The following is a 19423-nucleotide window of genomic DNA, read 5'->3' on the forward strand; positions in this document are numbered from 1 at the left end:
GAACGCCCTCTCCTTCATCATCGGGTACGGCGCCGGCCGGATCAGCCGCCTCCCCGAGCCGGGGCTGCGGGCGATGACGATCGAGATCGGCATGCGCAACACCGGCCTCGCGCTGGTCCTGGTCCTCGCCTACTTCGACGGCCTCGGCGGAGCGATCCTCCTGGTCGCCACCTGGGCGGTTTGGGACGTGGTGTTCGGACTCCTGCTCGCCGGCTGGTGGCGACGGCGCCCGATGCGCAGCGACCAGACCCAGCAACCCACCGGGAACGCCGCGTGAGGAGATCGCCGCGGGACCCCCGCTCAGCGGGGTGGACGCCCGTTCCCGCCCGGCACCGCGACGGGAGTCCGCGCCGCGAGCAGCTCGAGGCCCCGCCGCACGCCGGCCGCGGCCTCACCACCGATGCTGGTGGCGAGGTCGGACTCGAAGCGGTCGTGGAACGCCTGCGCGGTCGCCAACGCCTCGCGCCCGCGGTCGTTCACCACGACCAGCCGCACCCGACGGTCCTCGGGCGAGTCGGTGCGGTCGACGTACCCGGCCTCGGTCATCAGGTCGACCAGCTTGAGGGTCGCCTGCGGGGTCATGTGCAGGCGGTCCGCCAGTCCCGCAGGCTCAGCGGCTCGGCCGTGAGCAGCCGCAGCACGAACCCGGTACGGGTGGTGAACGACTCGTGACCCTCGGTGCGCAGGTGCTCGCGCAGCTCCTCGGAGAACGTCACCTGCGCCAACGCCAGCAGCACCCCGAAGTCCTGGCGGTCGTCCGTCACCGCCACATCGTACGAGCAGCGACCATCGCGACCTTCGAAGGAGTCACCGCATGAACCACGCCCGGCCCACGACCAACGGCGCCGTGATCGGCCGGACCCTGGCCGACTCCGTGGCCTGGCATCCCGAACGTCCCCGGCCCGCCGGGCGACCGAACGTGCTGATGGTGCTGCTCGACGACGTCGGGTTCGCCCAACTGGGCTGCTTCGGCTCCGACATCGCCACCCCCAACATGGACCGCCTGGCCGGCGCCGGTGTGCGGTTCAACCGGTTCCACGTCACCGCGATCTGCTCGCCCAGTCGCGCCGCGATGCTGACCGGCCGCAACCACCATGCGGTCGGGATGGGGATGCTGACCGACCTGCCGACCGGGTTCCCCGGCTACACGGCCCGGATCCCGCGTTCGGCGGCCTCCGTCGCGCGCGTCCTCCGCGACGAGGGCTGGAACACCATGGCGGTCGGGAAGTGGCACCTGACCCCGCGCGACGACCGCTCGGCGGCCGGTCCGTTCGACACCTGGCCGCTGGGGATGGGCTTCGAGCGCTACTACGGTTTCATCCACGGCGACGCCAACCAGTGGACCCCCACCCTCTACCGGGACAACTCCCCCGTCGAGCCGCCGGCGACCCCCGAGCAGGGCTACCACCTCACCGAGGACCTGACCGACCAGGCGATCACGATGCTGCGCGACCAGCACAACGCGACGCCGGAGAAGCCGTTCCTGATGTACTTCGCGCCGGGGACCGCGCACGCCCCGCACCACGTGCCCGCGGCCTGGGCCGACCGCTACGCGGGACGGTACGACGACGGCTGGGAGGCCTGGCGCGAGCGGGTGTTCGCCCGTCAGCAGGAGATCGGCGTCGTCCCCGCCGGCACCACCCTCAGCGAGCGTCCCGCGTGGATCCCGGACTGGTCCACGCTCACCGACGAGGAGCAGCGCCTCTTCGCCCGGTTCCAGGAGGTCTTCGCCGGGTTCCTCACCCACTTCGACCACCATCTCGGCCGGCTCCTCGACGAGCTGGAGGAGCTCGGCGTGCTGGACGACACGCTGGTCGTCCTCACCTCCGACAACGGCGCCAGCGCCGAGGGCGGTCCGGTCGGCTCGATCAACGAGCACCGGTTCGGCTTCGGCGTGCCGGACAGCCTCGAGGACAACCTCGCCGGGATCGACGAGATCGGCGGGTACCGCTCCTACAACCACTACCCGTGGGGCTGGGCCTGGGCGGGCAACACCCCGTTCCAGCTGTGGAAGCGCTACACCTGGTTGGGCGGCACCCGCACGCCGTTCATCCTCAAGCCGGCGCGCAACGCGGTGACCGGGACGCTGCCGACCGACCCCGGCACCGTCCGCGACCAGGTCTGCCACATCATCGACGTCTTCCCCACCATCCTGGACGCCTGCGGGGTCACCGTGCCCGACACGGTCGACGGCGTCGAGCAGCAGCGCGTCGACGGGAGGAGCATGGCCGCGGCCGTCGCCGACGCCGACGCCCCCGACGTCCGCCACACCCAGTACTTCGAGATGCTCGGCTCCCGCTCGATCATCCACGACGGCTGGAAGGCCACCACGGACCACATCTCCGGCGGGGTCATCGCCGAGGCCGCCCTGCCCGGCAGCCGCGACCTCGACGCCGACCGGTGGAGCCTGTTCCGACTGTCCGACGACTTCGCCGAGGCCCACGACGTGGCCGACCAGCACCCCGACGTGGTCCGCGAGCTCGAAGCGGTCTGGTGGGCCGAGGCCGAGCGCAACCAGGTGCTCCCGCTGCAGGACTCACTGCACGGACGCCTGGCCGCGATGGAGATGCCGCTGTGGCCGCAGCCGGCCACGGTGATCATCCATCCCGGCGGCAACCCGGTCGTCGACGAGGCGGTCCCCTCGCTCGGTGGCGGCGCACTGGTCGAGGCGGACGTCGACGTGCCCGTCGAGGGGGCCGAGGGCGTGCTCGCCGTGATCGGCGACTGGAGCAGCGGGTGGGCGCTGGTCGCCCTCGACGGTTGCGCCGCGCTGCTGCTCAACAACACGAGCACTCCCTTCCAGGTGCGCAGCGACGTCCCCATCCCCCGGGCCGGCACCGGATCGGGTTCCGCTACCTGCCGCAGCAGACGACGGGCGTGCTGCTCCTCGACGGCGAGCCCGTCGGGACCGCACCGCTGCCCGACGGCATGGGCGCCAGCGGCATCCAGATCGGCGGCGGCGGCCTGCGCATCGGCCACGACACCGGCTTCCCGGTGAGCGAGGACTACGCACCGCCGTACCGCTGGACCGGGACGATCCACACGGTGACCTTCCACCAGCGCCCCGAGCCGCTCGACGCCGCCACCGCCGACGCCCGCATGGCCGAGCAACTGGCGGCGCTCCTGCGCACCGAGTAGGGACTCCCTGGCTCCTCGTCCTCCGGCCTGATCGGCCTCCGGTCGATCAGGCCGGAGGACCGGGCCGCGGCACCGGTGCGGACCATCCGCGGCCGAGCGCCAGCAGCCGCCACCCCGACGCCACCAGGACCGCCGGGGCGAGCACCGCGACCGGCTCGAGCCCGGCCTCCACCCCGGTCGCCGCGATCGCGGCACCGGCGAGGGCCGGGATCGCATACATCTCTCCGTGCCGCAGGATCACCGGCACCCGCCCGGCGAGGACGTCGCGGATCACGCCGCCGCCGACCGCGGTGAGCATGCCCAGTGCGGCGGCCGGCGCCGGCCCGAGCCCGTACTCGTGGGCCTTGAAGGCGCCGGCGACGCAGAACATCCCGAGGCCGAGCGCGTCGAACACGTTGACCACGCGCTCCACCCGGCCGACCGCCGGGTGGAACCAGAAGGTCACCAGGCCGGCAGCGGTCGGCACGGCCAGGTAACGCCAGTCCACCAGCGCCGGCGGCGGGACGTCCCCGATCAGCACGTCCCGGATCACACCGCCGCCCACGCCGGTGGCGATCGCCAGCACCAGCACCCCGATGATGTCCAGGTGGTTGCGGACCGCCACCAGACCGCCGGCGACCGCGAAGACGAAGATGCCGACCAGATCCAGCGCCAGCAGCATCGTGGCTACTCCTCGCCCTCGGCCGGCTCCGTCGACTCCTCCTGCTTGCCGGCGAGCTCGGCCGCCTGCTGGACCTTGTCCTGCGCGATCTCGACCTGGCGCGCCCACTCGACGGTGTCACCGTCGGCCTGGGCCTGCTCGGCCGCGTCGAAGGCATCGTTGGCCTCCGCCAGCAGCTGGTCGATCTGCTCCTCGACGGTCTGGTTGCCGCCCTGGCCGCCGTCGCCCTGGCCACCACCCTGGTCGCCGTCGCCCTGGTCGCCGTCACCCTGGCCGCCGCCCTGGTCGCCGTCACCCGAGCCGGGGTCGGGGTCGGGGCTCGACCCGTCGCCGTCACCGAGAGCGGCGTCCATCGCGAGCGAGAGGTTGCGGCCGATGCCGACCTGCTCGCCGTAGGAGACGATCACGAACTGCAGGATGCGGAAGCTGGACGTCGTGCCGCCCGACCGGACCGCGTAGACCGGCTGCAGGTACATCAGCCCGTCGTCGACCGGGACGGTCAGCACGTTGCCGTAGACGGGCGGGTTGGAGCTCTGCTCGTAGGGCCGCAACGCCGCGCGCACATCGTCGTTGTTGCTCATCTCGTTGGCGATCAGTCCGGGGCCGTTGACGCCGGTGGTCGTCATCTCCAGCAGCTTCAGCTGGCCGAAGTCCGATGAGTTCGCATCGGAGTTCGCCGACACGAACGACGCCAGGTTGCCCTTGCCTCGAGGCACGAAGACCGAGGTCAGAGACCACTCCTCGCCGTCGCCGACATCGGTGAACATCCGGTACGGCGGCTGGAAGCTGGTGGTCGCGTTCGGGTCCTGGGGGACCTCCCACCGGTCACTGCCCTGGTAGAACTCCCCGGCGCCGGTGACGTGGTAGCTGGCCAACTGGTAGCGCTGCACCTTGAAGAGGTCCTCGGGGTAGCGCAGGTGGTCGCGCAGCTCCTCGCTGATCTCCGACTTCGGCTGCACCGTGTCGGGGAAGACCTTCATCCAGGTCTGCAGGATCGGGTCCTCCTCGTCCCACTCGTACAGCGTCACCGTGCCGTCGTAGGCGTCGACGGTGGCCTTGACCGCCGAGCGCATGTAGTTGATCTCGTCGGTGGGGATGGTCTGCAGACCGGTGTCCTCCTGCAGCGAGTCCTCGATCATCGACTCGAAGGACTCGCGCTGGGAGTTCGGGTAACGGTCGGTGGTGGTGTAGCCGTCGACGATCCACTGGATCTTGCCGTCGACCACCGCCGGGTAGGGATCGCTGTCCACGGTGAGCCACGGCGCGACCTTCTCCACCCGGGTGACCGGATCGCGGTCGTAGAGCAGTCGCGAGTTGCCGTTGACGCGGCCCGAGAGCAGGAAGTTCGGCTCGCCGAACTTGATCGCGTACATCAGCTGACTGAAGGTCGACCCGACATCGACGCCGCTCTCGCCGTCGTACGTGGTCCGGGTGTCGCCCTCGTCGGTGTCGGTGTCGGCCAGGCCGAGCTCGACGTCGTCGGCGCCCTCGCTCGACTTCCCGACGATCGAGTACGACGGCGAGCTCTCGCCGAAGTAGATCCGCTCCTCGAACTCGCCCAACGCGTTCTCGCTGACGATCGCGTCGTCGGTGGTGTCGCTGGAGATGCCCTCGGCCCACACCATCCGGCCGTCGCCCTCCTCGGCCGAGACCTGGTTGGCGTAGGCGGCGATGACGCCCTCACCGTGGGTGTAGACAGTGTGCAGGTTCGACCAGTTCTGGTCGCTGGGGTTCAGCCCTGACTGGTCCATCTCGCGGGCGCCGAGCACCAGCGGCTGGTCCTCGCCGTCGATGGTGTAGCGGTCGACGTCGAGGACGCTGCCCACCGAGTAGTAGACCCGCGGCTGCTGCAGCTGCTCGAAGGTGTCGCGGACCTGCTTGGAGTCCACCACCGGCGTCTTGTCCAGCTGTGGCAGCACCTCCTCGGCCGAGGCACCGTCCGGCGGTGCGCCCGAGTAGGACTCGATCTCCACGTCACTGACGTCGTAGGCGTCGCGGGTGGCGTCGATGTTGGCCTGGATGTAGGAGGCCTCCTTGTCCGCCTCCGACGGCTTGACCTGGAAGCTCTGCACGATCGCGGGCCAGATCATCCCGAGCAGGATCGAGGAGAGCGCCAGCAGGGCCAGCCCCACCGAGGGCAGTTGCCAGCTGCGCCGCCAGATGTTGAGGAAGAACAGGATCGCGCAGATCAGGGCGACGCCGAGCAGGATGTTGCGCGCCGGGAGCACCGCGTTCTCGGCGGTGTAGTTCATCCCGGTGAACAGCGAGTGGTCGTCGGTGACCAGGTCGTAGCGGTCCAGGTAGTAGTCGGCCGCCTTCGCCAGCACGAAGGTGCCGAGGATGACCGAGATCTGGACCTGGGCGGCCCCCGAGAGCCGGTCGTTGCGCACCTGGAGTCGGATGCCGCCGTAGAGGTAGTGGACCAGCACGGTGGCGATCAGCGCGACGATCGCCACCGCCATCACGAAGTCGACGACGAAGTGCCACCAGGGCAGCTGGAAGATGTAGAAGCCGATGTCCCGGCCGAAGTAGGGGTCGTCCGTGCCGAACGGCTCGGCGTTGCGCCACATCAGGTAGGTGCGCCACTGGCCGAGCGCGGAGGTGCCGGCGAAGAGCCCGACCACGATCGAGACGCCGGCCAGGAGCCACCCGCGGACCGGGGTGACCGCGTCCCGGTAGCGCTCGACGCTCGCGTCGCCGCCGGCGATCCGGAACATCGGCCGGAACCTGTAGGCGACGTACATCGCCACCGCCACCGCGGCGCCCATCAGCGCACCGAAGACCAGGAAGAGACCGACCCGGGTCCACAGCAGCGTGGAGAACACCTGGCCGTAGCCGACGTCGCGGTACCACATCCGGTCGGTGTAGACCGAGGCGAAGGCGGTCAGCAGGAAGAACCCGACGATCAGGACGGCGACGGTGATCACCAGCGCCCGGCCGCGGCCTCCGCCGCTGCGGGCCGGCGTCGGCTGGTCCGGCTCCTCGTCGAACAGCTCACTCATCGGGGTGCTCCTTCACTGGGCGCGCCGCCCTCGTCGTCGGGTGCGGCGGTCTCGTCCTCGGCCATCGTGGCTCGCAGCAGGGCCAGCAGGTTGGGCACCAGGTCGGCCCCACCCATCACCGAGGAGTCCTCGTCGTGGGCCCGCAGGCGCAGCGCGCAGTACGTCGCACCGTGCCGGGTCACCCCTGCCACGATCCGCACCTCCTGGGCGTCCGGGTGCTCGCGGGCGAACTCGACCGCGGCGGTGGGGTCGTCGGGGACCTGGCCGTCGGCCGCCGGCGGCAGCACCAGCCGCTCCACGACGGCGGCGCACCCGGCCACCCCCTCGGGCCAGCCGATCTCCTCCAGCACCGCCTCCAGGCTCTGCGCCGGCGGCAGCTCCTCCTGCTCGACGGGGGTCAGCGACCCCCGCTCGCTGGGCGCGTCGAGCCCGAGCTGGGCGGCGAGCTCCGGCTCCTGCGCGACCAGGGCGCCGGTGTCGACCAGGGCATAGAGGCGGGCGGGCTGGTCCCAGCCCATCCCGGCGTGGTGCGTCTCGATCTCGTGCACCGCGGTCGCCAGTGCCGGGTCGACGTCGAGCTCGTAGTCCATGGGGTGTCCTCCAGGGCGCGTGGGGTCGTCGGTCAGCAGGCCGGCAGCACGGCGTCGGGGTCGTCGGCCCACGCCTCGATCGCCAGGCGCGCGTCGTGCATCGTGTCGGCCTTCACCAGGCGAAGGTCGGGGTCGAGATCGGCGACGTCGGCACAGTTGTCCGGTGGCACCATGAACAGCTCGGCGCCCGCGTCCTCGGCGCCCGCGATCTTCTGCGCGATGCCACCGATCGGTTGGACCGAGCCGTCCGCGGCGAGCTCGCCGGTGCCGGCGATGGTCGCGCCGTCGGTCAGCGAGCCCGGGGTCAGCGTGTCGTAGATCGCCAGCGAGAACATCAGGCCCGCGCTGGGGCCACCGACCGTGGGGTCGACCTCGATGTCGATGTCGAAGGGGAACTCGTAGCCCACGCCGAGCGTCACGCCGATCCGCGGGGTGCCGTCGACGACGTCCGGGGTCACCTCGACGGTGAACTCCTCGCCGTCGCGACGCATCAGCAGGGTGACCGGCGACCCGTCGTCGTGGGTGCGGATCTGCTTCACGACCTGCTCGCTGCCGGTCACCTTCTCGCCGTCCACCTCGACGAAGACGTCACGGACCAGCAGCTTGCCGTCCGCCGGGCCGCCCTCGCTCACCGCGGCCACCTGCAGCCGGGGCTCGACCTTCTCGCCGATCTCCTCCAGCGCCACCGCCTTGGCCACGTCCTGGGAGGTGGTCATCTGCGCGGCGCCCTCCTCCTTCTCCTGCTCGGCGGTCTGGTCCGGCGGGTGCGCGACGTCGAACGGCACCACCGCCTCGTCGGGGTCGACCCACGCGGAGAGCGCCTCGGCGAGCGAGAGCTTGCGGTCCCGGGAGGAGGAGAGGACGGTGGTGAACCGGATCTGGCCGTCGTCGTAGTAGGCCTTGTGGCCGTCGACCTGGATGATCTCGGCATCGTCGGCATCGGTGCCCAGCACGTCGAAGGTGGGGCCGGGGCTGTACTTGGAGTAGGGCAGCGGCGCCGCCAGCGCGACCGCGCCGAGGATGATCACCAGCGGCCCGGCGATCAACGCGGCGATGAGGCGCTGGTTCATGCGGCTACTTTCTCATCCGCACCAAGGAGAGCCGTACACAGGTCGCGACGCACCATCGCCGCCCCGGCACGTTCAGGAGGCTCGGCGTCCGCGGTCGCCGCGCTCCTCCCCGGTGCCGTCGGGCCGTGCCGCGTCCTGCTCCGCCTCACCGGGGATCACCACCGGGCGGGGACGCGGAGCGCGCAGCGCCACGCCGTGGCTCACCTCCGGCCCGCGGCGCGGCACGGCGTACCCGCGGCCGCGGCGGTCGGCCCGCTCGAGTGCCGCACCGAGACGTCGCGCCGCCGCGTCGCGGTCGGCCGGGCGGCGCTCGTCGCGTCGCTCCCGACCCCACCAGGCCACCCACAGCATGGTCACCACGGTGACGATGCCGGCGGGCGCCAGCCAGAGCAGGATCTCCACTCCACGACGATAGATCCGGCACCGCCCGATCCGGTCACGGCGCGCCGACCCACTCCTCGGAGCCGTCGTCGAAGAGCTGGTGCTTCCAGATCGGGACCTCGGCCTTGAGGGTGTCGATCAGCGCCCGGCTCGCGTCGAAGGAGGAGCCGCGGTGGGCGGCGGTGGTGGCGACGACGACGGCCAGGTCCCCGACCGCCAGGTCGCCGACCCGGTGCACGGCGGCCAGGGCGGTGACGTCGTACTGCTCGGCGATGCGGTCGCAGACGTCGCGCAGCCGCTCCACGGCGCTCGGATGGGCGGAGTAGCCGAGCCCCTGCACCCCCTTGCCCCCGTCGTGGTCGCGGACCCGTCCGACGAAGAGCACCAGGCCTCCGGCGCCGGGGTCGTCGAGAGCGTCGAGCACCGCGGCCACCGACAGCGGCGCGTCGCTGATCGCGGCGAGGCGCACAGCGGGATGGGTCATGGCGTCCAGCCTAGGGCGTGGCCGGCACCGGTCGCGCCCGGTTGGCGATGGCGCGTAAATTCGACCTCATGAGTACCGGCGACCCCGACGAGCCGAACCCGTTCAAGGGCACCCCGTTCGAGCAGATCTTCGGCGCGCTCGGCGGCGCATTCGGTGGTCCCGGCGGTGGACAGGCGTTCTTCCAGCAGATCCAGTCGCTGATGCAGCCGCACGACGGGCCGCTCAACTGGCAGGCGGCCCAGGACCTGGCCCGCCAGGCGGTCGCCCAGAAGCCCGATCCCTCCCCCACCGGTCGCGACGGCGACCGGGTGGCCGACGCCGTGCAGCTCGCCGACCACTGGCTCGACGCGACGACGGGCTTCCCCTCCGGGGTGACCACCACCGCGGCGTGGAGTCGCGCGGAGTGGGTGGACCAGACCCAGCCCGTGTGGAAGGTGCTGGTCGAGCCGGTCGCGGCCACGGCGGTCAACGGCGCGGGCGGAGCGGTGCCCGAGGAGATGAAGGCGATGGCGGGGCCGTTGCTCGGCATCCTGGGACAGGCGATGGGGGCGATGGTCGCCTCGCAGGTCGGCCAGGGGCTGGGCGCGATGGCCGGTGAGGTGCTCGGCGCCTCCGACATCGGGCTGCCGCTGGGCGCTCCGGGCAAGGCGGCGCTGGTGATGAGCAACGTGCGCGAGTTCGCCGAGGGTCTCGACGTCAGCGAGGACGACGTGATCCTCTACCTGGCGCTGCGCGAGGCGGCCCACCAGCGCCTGTTCGCCCACGTCCCGTGGCTGCGCGACCACCTGATCGGGGCGGTCACCGACTACGCCCGCGGTCTGGAGCTCAACGCCGGCCAGATCCAGGAGCGGATGCAGGAGCAGCTGCGCGGGATCGACCCGAGCAACTTGGAGTCGATGCAGTCGCTGCTCGAGGGCGGACTCTTCGACCCGCCGACCTCGCCGGCCCAGGAGGCCGCCCTCTCCCGCCTGGAGATCGCCCTGGCCCTGGTCGAGGGCTGGGTGGACGAGGTGGTCGGCCAGGCCACCGCCGAGCGGATGCCGTCGGCCACCAAGCTCCGCGAGGCGGTACGTCGCCGCCGCGCGGCCGGCGGACCCGCCGAGCAGACCTTCGCGGCGCTGGTCGGGCTGGAGCTCCGGCCGCGTCGGCTGCGCGACGCCTCGACGCTGTGGGGCGGGCTGCGCTCGCGCTCGGGCCCCGAGGCCCGGGACGGGGTGTGGATGCACCCCGACCTGCTGCCCACCGCCGAGGACCTGGACGACCCGCTGTCGTTCCGGGCCGAGGCCACGGCTCCCGCGGAGCTCTCCTCGGACGACTTCGACGCCGAGCTGCGCAAGCTGCTCGACGGCGAGGACGGCGCCGGTCCCGTCGGGGAAGCCGACTCCCCCGACGGGCCCGACTCCCCCAGCGCCTGAGCGCACGTGGCCGACCTGCACGCGGACGCCGGCGCGAGCCTGCGCTCGTGGACCCCGCCGGACGCCGACCAGGCCGCGCTGCGGGAGCGGTTCGTCCGGCTGCTCGACCGGGTGCCGGATGCGATGCTGCGTTCGGCGTTCCCCGAGCACCTCACCGCCGGCACGCTCGTGGTGGAGGAGACCGGGGACCGGGTGCTGCTCAACCTGCACCGCAAGGCCCGGCGCTGGTTCGCCTTCGGCGGCCACGCCGAGCCCGGCGACCCCACCCTCGCCTCGGTGGCGCTCCGGGAGGCGCGCGAGGAGTCGGGCCTCGAGGAGCTCGCCTTCCACCCGGAGCCGCTGCAGCTCGACGTGCACCCGGTGGCGTTCTGCGACCCGCGGGGGTCGGTGAACCATCTCGACGTGCGCTACGGCGCCCGGGCGCCTCGGGGCGTCGAGCAGGTGGTCAGCGAGGAGTCGCTGGACGTGCGCTGGTGGTCGGTCCGCGACCTGCCGGACCTGGAGCCGAGCATGCTCCGGCTGATCGATCAGGTGCGCGCCCGGCTCTGCTGATCGTGCGTCCGGTCGGTCCGGGGGCAGGGTCGGTCCGGCGGCAGGGTCAGTCCGGCGGCCGGGTCAGTCCGGCGGCCGGGACAGGTTGGACGCGTCGGACCAGCCCAGCAGGTAGCCCTTGGCCTTCTCGGTGAGCGGGTAGAGCGCCACCCAGGCCCAGAACTTCTCGTCGTGCTGCGGCTCGAGCAGGTGGGCGAGCTCGTGCACCAGCACGTAGTCGACCACCCAGTCGGGCATCTTCTGGAGCCGCTCGGAGAGGCGGATGCTGCGGTCCCCGGGCGTGCAGGAGCCCCACCGGGCACGTTGGTTGGAGACCCAGCGGACCGACTCGGGTTGGGGCAGCCCGCCCAGATAGCGGTCGCTGAGGTCGCGGGCTCGCGCCATCAGCACGACGTCGCCGACCTGTGCGCGCCGACGGCGCCCGGTGCGACGCGCCTCTGCCATGTCCTGACCCTAGATCACCGCGGGGGCCGGATCAGGGCTACGAGCGCGAGGAGTTCCGCGGGTCGGCCCAGGCGAGCAGCCGCTGGACCGGCCAGGTGTTGACGATCCGGTCCGGATCGATGCCGGCCGCCTCGGCGCGAGCGCAGCCGAGGATCGGGAAGTCCAGCTGACCCGGGGCGTGGGCGTCGCTGTCGATCGAGAACAGGCAGCCGACGTCGCGGGCCAGCTCCAGGAGTCGGGTCGGCGGGTCGCGACGCTCGGGCCGGGAGTTGATCTCCACCGCCACGCCGGTCTCGGCGCACGCCTCGAACACGGCGCGCGCGTCGAACCGGGACTGACCGCGGGTGCCCCGGGCTCCCGTCACCAGCCGTCCGGTGCAGTGTCCGAGGACGTTCGTGAACGGGTTGCGCACCGCCGCCAGCATCCGCCGCGTCATCGCGTCGGCGTCCATCTGCAGCTTGGAGTGGACGCTGGCCACCCGCACGTCGAGCCGGGCCAGCATCTCCTCGCTCTGGTCGAGGTCGCCGCGGTCCAGGATGTCGACCTCGATGCCCTTCAGCAGGCGGAAGCCGGTGCCGTCGGGGTTGCCGTCGGGGTTGCCGTCGGGGCTGCCGTCGGGGCTGGCGGGATGGCCGCCGAGATGGCTGTTGACGGCGTCGACGACGTCGAGCTGGCGGGCCAGACGCTCGGCGCTCAGCCCGTGGGCGACCCGCAGGCGGGGTGAGTGGTCGGTGAGCACCAGGTAGTCGTGGCCGAGCTCCATCGCGGTCATCGCCATCTCCTCGACCGGCGAGCCACCGTCGGACCAGTCCGAGTGCGAGTGCAGGTCCCCGCGCAGCGCACCGCGCAGGCCGGTGCCCGCCCCGTCCTCGGTGAGCGGCCCACCGAACTCCTCCTCCGCGGCGGCGAGTCGCTCCGGGACCCGGCCCTGCACCGCCTCCGCGATCACCCGGCCGGTGCTGGCGCCGACGCCGTCGAGGTCGGTGAGCGTGCCGGCCGTTGCGGCGGCCTCGACCTGCTCGTGCGGCAACGGCAGGATCGCCGAGGCCGCACGCCGGAACGCCTTGACCTTGTAGCTGTCCGCTCGGCCGCGCTCCAGGAGGAACGCGATGCGCCGCAGCGCGGCGACCGGCGTGCCGTCGTACGTGTTGGAGGTCACATCGTCTCCTTGATTTTGATCCACAGCCGGTGGATTCCCTTCGAAAGGCCCGGGACTCCCACGTCGGCCTCATCTCTGCAGGTCAGCGGCGCCCACGCCCGACCAGACGAGGGGCGTCCCCGCCAGGCTCCGCACGCTCCTGGCCCGGTTTCCACCACTCATCCCCAGGTCGTCCACGGCCTTTCCCCTCGTTCCCACAGGTTTGTCCACAGCACTGTCCACAGGGTTCGGGCGCGAAGGATTGACCGCCGCCCCCGATGTTCCTAGCGTGACAGCACAAGAGGCCTCCGGGTCGCAGGACGACGTTCGCAAGGGGAAGGCAAACGTCGCCCAACGCGGCGCGGAGGCCTCTTGTCGATCGCCGGGCACCAGCCGGTCACCGGCCGAGGAAGCGCGGTGGCCGCTTCTCGGCAGCCGCCCGCAGGCCCTCCTGGAGGTCCTCGGTGGCCAGCGTGATCGGCTGCGCCAGGCCCTCCCAGTCCAGGCAGGCCTCGACGCCGGCGTGGCCGCGCTGCAGTGCCACCTTGGTCAGCCGGGTGGCGATCGGGGCGGCGGCGGCGATGCCCGCAGCGGTGTCGAGCACGCCCGGCAGCAGGTCGTCCGGCTCGGTGACCCGGGAGACCAGGCCCAGGCCGAGGGCCTCGTCGGCATCGACCATCCGGCCGGTCAGGAAGAGGTCACGCGCGGCGGCCGGCCCGACCACCTCGGGCAGCAGGTGCGTCCCGGCCATGCCGGGGTGCAGCCCGAGACGGGTGAACGGGACGCCCATCCGCGCCCCACGGGCCGCGTGGCGGATGTCGCAGGCGAGGGCCAGGCAGAGCCCCGCACCCACCGCGGCGCCGTTGAGCGCCGCGATCGTGGGACCTCGAGGCGTCGGACCGAGAGCCATGCGCGATAGAACGGCAGCATCCGGTCGCGCAGCCGGTCGACCCCGGCGTCGGGCTCGGAGGCCAGCCAGGCGGTGTTGCCGCCGGAGCAGAACGCCCGTCCCTCGCCGGTGACCACGACCGCCCGCACCGTCCGGTCCGCCGCGAGATGGTCGATGGCTGCCACCCACGACCGGGTCATCTCCTCGCTCATCGCGTTGCGCAGCTCCGGTAGGTCGAGCACCAGCATCGCCACGCCCGGCGAGGGTCGTTCGAGCCGCAGGTGCTCGAGGACCGGGGGCGCCGGCGACGCCACCGCGCTGGCATCGGAGCCGTCAGGGCCTTCGTCGGAGCCGCCACCGGGGCCGTCGTCGGAGATCGGGCCGGACAAGGAGTCTGCAGACATGCGGGGCACGCTACTGCGACTGCCACCACCCGTGCCGTAGGGTCAGGGGGGTTGCGGGCACGTCCCGAACCCCGACGGGCTTCCCCGATGTCCCCGTCGCGACGACCGAAAGAAGAAACAAGAACAAGGAGGCCGTCATGGCGGAGACCTGGAGCGGCGAGTTCTACTGCGTCAAGTGCAAGGCGAAGCGTGAGGCGACCGGCGAGGTCAAGGTCAACGACAAGGGCACCCGGATGGCCAAGGCCGTCTGCCCCGAGTGCGGGACCAACCTGAACCGGATCCTCGGCAAGGCCTGAGCCTTCCGATTCCGAGCTTGCGGGCGGCCACCGGTGACGGTGGCCGCCCGCAAGGGCTTTTCCGGGGTGACCGCGTGCCCGCACCGATCGCCCCGGGCTAGCCGCGGGCTGTGGATGACGACCGCGCGACCGCACCGGACGGTGCGACGCTGAGCCCATGACGTGCTCTCCCGTCCCCTCGGCGGACCGCCGGGAGCGGCTGAAGCCGGGGCGGCCGGTCCTGCGGCGCGACGCCACGACCCTGCAGATCGGACTCGACGCCGCTGGCGTCCTGCTGCCCGACACCCCCGACGTACGGCGTCTCCTGGCCGACCTCGACCCGCTCGGCACGCCGCTGCCGCCGGAGGACGCGCCGCTCGCCCCCACCGGCCGGTACGACGCCCTCCCGGTGCTCGAGCACGCCCGCGACGCGCTGCGGGCGGCCGGGCACCTCGAGGAGGTCCACCCGCCGCCGCGTCCGGCCACCACGACGCGCGACGGCTTCTGGGCGGTGACCGACACCGTCGCCCTCGACATCGGCGACCCGTCGGTCCGCTCCGCCGTGGAGCGCCTGGTGGAGCAGGCGGGCCTGCGCGTGGACGACACCCGACCGGCCGCGCGCCTGGTGGTGTCCCAGGGGCCGCTGCGCCGTGAGGTCGTGGACGACCTGGTGCGGACCCAGACCCCGCACCTGCTGGTCAGCAGCCTGCAGGGGGCGCGACGGGTCGGGCCCTTCGTCGTACCGGGGCGAACGGCGTGCCTGCGGTGCGTCGACGCGCACGAGGCGGCCGGGGACCCGCGCCGGCCGCTGCTGATCGAGCAGGCAGCGCGGGCGGCGCGACTGCGGCCGGAGCCGTCGGACCCGGTGACCGATGCGGTCGCCCTCTCCTGGGCGGTGCGCGACCTGGCCTGCTTCGTCCGCGGCGGCGAGCCCGCCACCTGGTCCGCGACGCTCGACCTGGAGCCACTGGCTCCCGGGCCGGGTCTGCGGCGGTGGCTGCGGCACCCCTACTGCGGGTGCGCCTGGGACCAGATGATGCTGCTCCCCTGACCGCGCCGGCGAGCGGGCGTCACCACCACTCGCTGTCCAGCTTGGCTTCGATGGAGCGCAGGTGCTCGCGGGAGCAACGGTCGCAGAAGTGGCGCAGCCGACCGTTCTCCCTGGCCGTGGTCCAGGTGAGCGCGGCGTCGGCCGCCGTGCCGCGACGCCCGCAGAACGCGCAGCTCACAGGGCTCTCCTCCGACGGAGCATCCTCGGCCATGCGGCCAGCGTAGTTCGCGCCGGGCCGCAGGTGGCGCGGTCGGACACGACGAAGGGGCCGGAGGCGGCGGTCGCCGCCTCCGGCCCCTTCTCTCACCCGCGATCAGGTGCAGCCGGGAGGTGTCCCGACGGGTACTGAGGTCGTTGCTCCTCAGAGTGCGCGAGCGAGTGCGAGGCGTGCACGCTGCGCTGCCAGCTCAGCCTTGCGGCTGACCCGACGACCGCGACCCATCTGGGCCGCGCGCTGCTGCGCCTCTCCCAGGCGCACGGCCATCTGCGCCCGGACCAGTTCCTCGTTCATGAGGCTCATGGTGATTCTCCGCTTCTGTGAAAGTTGCTGTGTGGTGGTGTGGTCGGACGAGCGCCGGTGCCGGTCACGCGGCGCTGGCGTCCTTGCGCGGGCGGCCGCGTGGCCGCTTGCGGGCGATCACCGCTCCGGATAGGAACAGCTCACCGCCCCAGACGCCCCAGGGCTCGCGCCGCTCGAGAGCTCCGGCGAGACACATGGCCTGCATCGGGCAGTCGCCGCAGAGTGCTTTCGCCGCCTCCAGGTCGGAGGGCGATTCTGCGAACCACAGCTCCGCGTCGTTGAGACGGCAGGGCAGGCGCTCGTCCAGTGTCGGCTCGAGAACACTGATGGTCATCTGTTGTCACCTCCTCTTCGTTGACCTGATCGCGTTGGTCGTTTCATCGGTGGGGATCGAGGGTTCGCGGTCCTGCGAGAAACAGAAAGGCCGCGGATCCCGGGTTACGGGGTCCGCGGCCTGGAGGAGAGCCGACTGAGTGGGATGACTCAGATGGGCGGACTCCAGGCGGCGAGACCCGGGCGGGTGCCGGCGAGGACACAGAAGTGTCCGATCGGTGCGATGGCGCGCTCACGCACGAACTCCATCGCGCCGGCCACCACTGCGGTGGCGGGCTTGCCCGCGAACGGGACGGCGTCACGCACGGCGACGCCCGGGACATCGAGGGTCCACGGGGTGGTCGGAGCGGTGGCGCAGCCGGAGGACGGCATCAGCACATACCCGGTGTTGGTCGGGTTCGCGTTGATCGCGTTCATCGTGATGTTCTCCATGGGTGCCACCTCCTCGTGCGGAATCGTGCGCCGGTCGTGCCAGGACCGTGGTTGCGCGGGTCAACTGATGCAGAAACCGTAGTGCGCCTGTTTCACGGCGTGCAAATCATTTATCGGACATTTCTGGAAGATTTCCTGCCACCACCGCGAGAACGGCCTCTCCGTACTGCTCCAGCTTGGCCGGACCGACTCCGCTGATCCGCCCCAGAGCATCCAGGTCGGCAGGCTCGAACTCGGCGATCAGCTCGAGCGTGGCGTCGGTGAAGACCACGTACGCAGGTTTCCCCTGCTCGCTCGACTCGGCCCGCCGCCACGTCTTCAGGCGATCCAGCAGTGCCTCGTCGTAGGGAACCGGGTGGTGCGCGCAGCGACCGCGCTTCTTCTCCCCCGGGGTGCCCAGCGGCTGATGGCACTCCCGGCAGCGGGCCACCCGTCCGCGGGAGCGCGCGGCCTGGGGTTGCTGGGAGGCGGGCAGCAGCGGCAGCAGGAAGCGGGACGGGCGGCGGCGCGCGGCCTGTCCCGGGTTGCGTGCGGCGGCCCAGGAGACGCTGAGGTGCTCGCGGGCGCGGGTCATGCCGACGTAGAGCAGGCGACGCTCCTCCTCGATCGCCTCGGGCCTGCCGGCCTCGCCGGCCTGCTCGGCATAGCTGATCGGCACCGTGCCGTCCTGGGCGCCGCAGCAGAAGACGGCATCCCACTCCAGGCCCTTGGCGGCGTGGAAGGTGGCCAGGGTGACGCCGTCCGCCGACGGCGCGTGCTGCTCGGCGGCGCGCCGGTCCAGGTCGTCCACGAAACCGTTCAGCGAGGCGCCGCCGCTGTGCTCGGCGGCGAACGCCGCCGCCTGGTCGACCAGCGCCTGGAACGACTCCCACCGGTCCCGCTGCTGACCGCGCGCCGCTGGTGGCTCGACACTCCAGCCCATGCCGCCCAGCACATCGCGGACCGCGTCGACCCAGGCGCCGTCGGCGTCGTCGTTGTCGGCGTGCCCGAGCGCGCCGCTCCACGGAGACGGGTGACCGCCTCCCGCACCTCGGGCCGGTCGAAGAAGCGGGCCGCCCCGCGTACGACGTAAGGGATCCCCCGGTCGGCCAGGGCGTCCTCGAAGGTCTCGGACTGCGCGTTGATCCGGAACAGCACCGCCATCTCGCCGTAGCCGGTGCCGGCCCGGTGCAGCCGGGTGATCTGGTCCGCGACGGCGGCCGCCTCGGCCACCTCGTCGGGGTGGCCGGCGTAGCGGACGCTGGCCCCCGCCGGTCGCTGGGCGCGCAGCTCGACACCGGCGCTGGAGGTGCCGGCCAGGAGCCCGTTGGCCGCGGCGACGACCTGGGGGGTCGAGCGGTAGTTGCGGACCAGCTCGACCGAGGTCGCGCCGGGGTAGTGCCGCGAGAAGTCCTTCAGGTAGCCGGCGTCCGCGCCGGCGAAGGAGTAGATGGTCTGCGCCGGGTCCCCGACCACACAGAGCTCGTCACGGCCGCCGAGCCAGAGCCGCAGCAGGGCGAACTGGAGCGGCGAGACGTCCTGGAACTCGTCGACGACGAACCACTTGTACTGGCGGCGCACCTGCGCGGCCACCCGCTCGTCCTCGCCGAGCAGCCCGGCGGTGAAGAGCAGGACGTCCTCCATGTCCATCCTGCCCTGGGACCGCTTGACGTCCTCGTAGGCGGCGAACAGCTTGGCGACGGTGTCGGGTGTCTGGTCGGCGACGGACCGGCCTGCCTTCCCGGCGCGTGCCGGGTAGTCGTCGTGACCGACGTTGCTCACCTTCGCCCACTCGATCTCGGAGGCGACGTCGCGCAGCAGTGCCTGGTCGGCCTGGATCCGCAGGCTGCGGCAGGCGGCCGCCAGCAACCCGAGCTTGGACTCGGTCAGCGTGGGGAGCTCGGTGCCGTGCACCTGCGGCCAGAAGAACCTCAGCTGGCGCAGCGCCGCGCTGTGGAAGGTCCGCGCTTGGACCCCGGAGGCGCCCAACTGCCGCAGCCGTTGCCGCAGCTCGCCCGCGGCCCGGGTGGTGAAGGTGAGCGCCAGGACCTCGGTCGGCGCGTAGACGCCCGTGGCCACCCCGTGCGCGATCCGGTGGGTGATCGCCCGCGTCTTGCCGGTGCCGGCACCGGCGAGCACCCGGACCGGTCCGCGCAGGGCCTCCGCGACCGCTCGCTGCTCGGGATCGAGGGCGTCCAGGATCGAGGTCGGAGTGGAGGAGGTCGAGCCGAGCAGAGCATCGGACATGGTGGTGGGAACATCTCCTCGGCGGGTGCGGTTGAACGGGTCGGAGGGAGTCCTGACCGTTGACGTCAACGGTAGGCGAGGCCCCCGACACGGAACGGACCGGACCGGACCGTCCCCGCACGACGTCCCGAGGAGGAACGGAGCACGATGAGCTTCACGATGTACACGACCCCCTGGTGCGGCTACTGCCACCGGCTGAAGTCGCAGCTGGACCGGGAGGGCATCGGATTCGAGATCGTCGACATCGAGGCGCACCCGGAGGCTGCCGCCGTCGTCGAGCAGGCCAACGGCGGCAACCAGACCGTGCCCACGCTCGTCTACTCCGACGGCACCGCGCAGACCAACCCCTCGGTGGCGCAGATCAAGGAGAAGCTCGCGGCCCTCGCCGGCTGACGAGCCGACCCGGCGCCGCCCTCAG

General features: G+C 72.2%; 25 protein-coding genes and 1 pseudogene (1 of these 26 cut by a window edge). 8 read left to right on the forward strand and 18 right to left on the reverse strand.

Going from position 1 to position 19423, the window contains the following annotated elements; genetic code table 11:
* Nucleotides 1–277, forward strand: partial view of a bile acid:sodium symporter family protein gene (locus tag FIV43_RS09910; protein WP_141013995.1) — the final stretch only. 683 nt of this gene lie to the left of the window's left edge; 277 of the gene's 960 nt are visible here — the last part of the coding sequence; its start codon lies beyond the left edge, outside the window; it ends in the stop codon at nucleotides 275–277.
* A gap of 23 nt (nucleotides 278–300) precedes the next feature.
* On the opposite strand, the gene FIV43_RS09915 is transcribed toward FIV43_RS09910, so the two are convergent.
* Together FIV43_RS09915 and FIV43_RS09920 are read right to left on the reverse strand one after the other, a co-directional pair.
* The gene (locus tag FIV43_RS09915; protein ID WP_141013996.1) at nucleotides 301–582 is read right to left on the reverse strand and encodes a MarR family winged helix-turn-helix transcriptional regulator; all 282 of its coding nucleotides are present in this window, start codon (nucleotides 580–582) and stop codon (nucleotides 301–303) included.
* Complete coding sequence (locus FIV43_RS09920; protein ID WP_141013997.1) at nucleotides 579–764, reverse strand: hypothetical protein; 186 nt, start codon at nucleotides 762–764, stop codon at nucleotides 579–581. The genes FIV43_RS09915 and FIV43_RS09920 overlap by 4 nt, the downstream gene beginning before the upstream one ends.
* Before the next feature lie 50 nt (nucleotides 765–814).
* Here FIV43_RS09920 and FIV43_RS09925 point away from each other — a divergent pair, with 50 nt between their 5' ends.
* Nucleotides 815–2998 (forward strand): arylsulfatase, encoded by a 2184-nt coding sequence (locus tag FIV43_RS09925; RefSeq protein WP_141013998.1) that lies wholly within the window; start codon nucleotides 815–817, stop codon nucleotides 2996–2998.
* The gene (locus tag FIV43_RS20960; protein WP_181407745.1) at nucleotides 2995–3138 is read left to right on the forward strand and encodes a hypothetical protein; all 144 of its coding nucleotides are present in this window, start codon (nucleotides 2995–2997) and stop codon (nucleotides 3136–3138) included. The genes FIV43_RS09925 and FIV43_RS20960 overlap by 4 nt, the downstream gene beginning before the upstream one ends.
* A gap of 46 nt (nucleotides 3139–3184) precedes the next feature.
* Here the strand turns inward: FIV43_RS20960 and FIV43_RS09930 are convergent, their stop codons facing one another.
* The 6 genes from FIV43_RS09930 to FIV43_RS09955 form a co-directional block, all read right to left on the reverse strand.
* Entirely contained in the window at nucleotides 3185–3799 is a 615-nt protein-coding gene (locus FIV43_RS09930; protein ID WP_141013999.1) for a trimeric intracellular cation channel family protein, read from the reverse strand.
* Nucleotides 3800–3804: 5 nt separating this feature from the next.
* Nucleotides 3805–6801: a UPF0182 family membrane protein gene (locus FIV43_RS09935; protein ID WP_141014000.1), complete on the reverse strand. Its 2997-nt coding sequence runs from the start codon at nucleotides 6799–6801 to the stop codon at nucleotides 3805–3807.
* The gene (locus tag FIV43_RS09940) at nucleotides 6798–7391 is read right to left on the reverse strand and encodes a PPA1309 family protein (RefSeq protein WP_141014001.1); all 594 of its coding nucleotides are present in this window, start codon (nucleotides 7389–7391) and stop codon (nucleotides 6798–6800) included. Before FIV43_RS09940 ends, FIV43_RS09935 begins: the two co-directional genes overlap by 4 nt.
* Before the next feature lie 32 nt (nucleotides 7392–7423).
* Nucleotides 7424–8461 (reverse strand): YlbL family protein, encoded by a 1038-nt coding sequence (locus tag FIV43_RS09945; RefSeq protein WP_141014002.1) that lies wholly within the window; start codon nucleotides 8459–8461, stop codon nucleotides 7424–7426.
* 72 nt (nucleotides 8462–8533) lie between these two features.
* Nucleotides 8534–8863: a hypothetical protein gene (locus FIV43_RS09950; protein WP_141014003.1), complete on the reverse strand. Its 330-nt coding sequence runs from the start codon at nucleotides 8861–8863 to the stop codon at nucleotides 8534–8536.
* Between the two features lie 34 nt (nucleotides 8864–8897).
* Nucleotides 8898–9326 carry a molybdenum cofactor biosynthesis protein MoaE gene (locus tag FIV43_RS09955; RefSeq protein WP_141014004.1) on the reverse strand — a complete coding sequence of 143 codons (429 nt, stop codon included), beginning with the start codon at nucleotides 9324–9326 and terminating at the stop codon, nucleotides 8898–8900.
* Between the two features lie 68 nt (nucleotides 9327–9394).
* Here FIV43_RS09955 and FIV43_RS09960 point away from each other — a divergent pair, with 68 nt between their 5' ends.
* Together FIV43_RS09960 and FIV43_RS09965 are read left to right on the forward strand one after the other, a co-directional pair.
* Nucleotides 9395–10741: a zinc-dependent metalloprotease gene (locus FIV43_RS09960; protein ID WP_181407746.1), complete on the forward strand. Its 1347-nt coding sequence runs from the start codon at nucleotides 9395–9397 to the stop codon at nucleotides 10739–10741.
* 6 nt (nucleotides 10742–10747) lie between these two features.
* Nucleotides 10748–11293, forward strand: a complete 546-nt coding sequence (locus FIV43_RS09965; protein ID WP_141014006.1) for an NUDIX hydrolase — start codon at nucleotides 10748–10750, stop codon at nucleotides 11291–11293.
* A 63-nt stretch (nucleotides 11294–11356) separates the two neighbouring features.
* Here the strand turns inward: FIV43_RS09965 and FIV43_RS09970 are convergent, their stop codons facing one another.
* The 4 genes and pseudogenes from FIV43_RS09970 to FIV43_RS23775 form a co-directional block, all read right to left on the reverse strand.
* On the reverse strand, nucleotides 11357–11737 hold the full coding sequence (locus FIV43_RS09970) for a M48 metallopeptidase family protein (protein WP_141014007.1): 381 nt from the start codon (nucleotides 11735–11737) through the stop codon (nucleotides 11357–11359).
* A 37-nt stretch (nucleotides 11738–11774) separates the two neighbouring features.
* A complete protein-coding gene (locus FIV43_RS09975) occupies nucleotides 11775–12896 on the reverse strand; it encodes a PHP domain-containing protein (RefSeq protein ID WP_141014008.1) in 1122 nt (373 codons plus the stop codon).
* Nucleotides 12897–13272: 376 nt separating this feature from the next.
* Nucleotides 13273–13785: an enoyl-CoA hydratase/isomerase family protein gene (locus FIV43_RS21425; protein ID WP_269204077.1), complete on the reverse strand. Its 513-nt coding sequence runs from the start codon at nucleotides 13783–13785 to the stop codon at nucleotides 13273–13275.
* 101 nt (nucleotides 13786–13886) lie between these two features.
* Nucleotides 13887–14168: pseudogene (locus FIV43_RS23775) on the reverse strand (hypothetical protein); the annotation flags it as partial.
* A 137-nt stretch (nucleotides 14169–14305) separates the two neighbouring features.
* Between FIV43_RS23775 and FIV43_RS20965 the strand changes: the two are divergent.
* Both FIV43_RS20965 and FIV43_RS09985 read left to right on the forward strand, forming a co-directional pair.
* Nucleotides 14306–14464 carry a DUF5679 domain-containing protein gene (locus tag FIV43_RS20965; protein WP_181407747.1) on the forward strand — a complete coding sequence of 53 codons (159 nt, stop codon included), beginning with the start codon at nucleotides 14306–14308 and terminating at the stop codon, nucleotides 14462–14464.
* A gap of 157 nt (nucleotides 14465–14621) precedes the next feature.
* Nucleotides 14622–15494 carry a hypothetical protein gene (locus tag FIV43_RS09985; RefSeq protein ID WP_141014009.1) on the forward strand — a complete coding sequence of 291 codons (873 nt, stop codon included), beginning with the start codon at nucleotides 14622–14624 and terminating at the stop codon, nucleotides 15492–15494.
* 19 nt (nucleotides 15495–15513) lie between these two features.
* Here FIV43_RS09985 and FIV43_RS09990 read toward each other — a convergent pair whose 3' ends face one another.
* The 6 genes from FIV43_RS09990 to FIV43_RS10005 all read right to left on the reverse strand — a co-directional run bounded on the left by FIV43_RS09990 (nucleotide 15514) and on the right by FIV43_RS10005 (nucleotide 19005).
* Complete coding sequence (locus FIV43_RS09990) at nucleotides 15514–15705, reverse strand: hypothetical protein (protein ID WP_141014010.1); 192 nt, start codon at nucleotides 15703–15705, stop codon at nucleotides 15514–15516.
* Between the two features lie 150 nt (nucleotides 15706–15855).
* Nucleotides 15856–16014 (reverse strand): hypothetical protein, encoded by a 159-nt coding sequence (locus FIV43_RS20970; protein ID WP_181407748.1) that lies wholly within the window; start codon nucleotides 16012–16014, stop codon nucleotides 15856–15858.
* Between the two features lie 64 nt (nucleotides 16015–16078).
* Nucleotides 16079–16348: a WhiB family transcriptional regulator gene (locus FIV43_RS09995; RefSeq protein ID WP_141014011.1), complete on the reverse strand. Its 270-nt coding sequence runs from the start codon at nucleotides 16346–16348 to the stop codon at nucleotides 16079–16081.
* A 149-nt stretch (nucleotides 16349–16497) separates the two neighbouring features.
* Nucleotides 16498–16779: a hypothetical protein gene (locus FIV43_RS10000; RefSeq protein ID WP_141014012.1), complete on the reverse strand. Its 282-nt coding sequence runs from the start codon at nucleotides 16777–16779 to the stop codon at nucleotides 16498–16500.
* Between the two features lie 106 nt (nucleotides 16780–16885).
* Nucleotides 16886–17632: an HRDC domain-containing protein gene (locus tag FIV43_RS23520; protein ID WP_331251073.1), complete on the reverse strand. Its 747-nt coding sequence runs from the start codon at nucleotides 17630–17632 to the stop codon at nucleotides 16886–16888.
* Nucleotides 17578–19005, reverse strand: a complete 1428-nt coding sequence (locus FIV43_RS10005) for an ATP-dependent helicase (protein WP_331251061.1) — start codon at nucleotides 19003–19005, stop codon at nucleotides 17578–17580. The genes FIV43_RS23520 and FIV43_RS10005 overlap by 55 nt, the downstream gene beginning before the upstream one ends.
* 147 nt (nucleotides 19006–19152) lie before the next feature.
* Here FIV43_RS10005 and FIV43_RS10010 point away from each other — a divergent pair, with 147 nt between their 5' ends.
* Complete coding sequence (locus FIV43_RS10010; protein ID WP_196781034.1) at nucleotides 19153–19398, forward strand: mycoredoxin; 246 nt, start codon at nucleotides 19153–19155, stop codon at nucleotides 19396–19398.
* The last annotated feature ends 25 nt before the right edge of the window (nucleotides 19399–19423 follow it).

The sequence above is a fragment of the Nocardioides sambongensis genome (assembly GCF_006494815.1).
Lineage (GTDB): Bacteria > Actinomycetota > Actinomycetes > Propionibacteriales > Nocardioidaceae > Nocardioides > Nocardioides sambongensis.